Origin of the sequence: Pleomorphomonas sp. T1.2MG-36 (genome assembly GCF_950100655.1) — a bacterium.
Classification (GTDB): domain Bacteria; phylum Pseudomonadota; class Alphaproteobacteria; order Rhizobiales; family Pleomorphomonadaceae; genus Pleomorphomonas.
Window position 1 is genome coordinate 1 of sequence record NZ_CATNLY010000033.1, and the last position, 279, is coordinate 279.

The 279-nt window shown below is 48.7% G+C and carries 1 protein-coding gene; it reads left to right on the plus strand.

Annotation, left to right across the window (positions count from 1 at the left end; genetic code table 11):
* Positions 1-269, plus strand: a 269-nt coding sequence (locus QQZ18_RS15795; protein WP_284541909.1) for a transposase, incomplete at its 5' end; no start/stop codon positions are given.
* Between the last annotated feature and the right edge of the window lie 10 nt (positions 270-279).

Consider the following 279-nt stretch of genomic DNA (forward strand, 5'->3'; position numbering starts at 1 on the left):
TTGAGGCATGGATGGTCGAGCACGGACAAAGGCTTGATCTCAGATTCCTGCCACCCTACGCGCCCAATCTCAACGCGATCGAGCGATTATGGCGCGTCATGCACACATCGGTCACCCACAACAAGTATTATGAAAGATTCGCCGATTTCGTAGATGCGGTGAACGTGTTCTTCCGGAAAACTTTACCAAGCCAATGGCCTAAGTTGAGAGACTTTATATCCGATGACTTCCATATCATCGATCCGAGAAATTTCCGGGTTTTGATGTAGGCCGGGTATA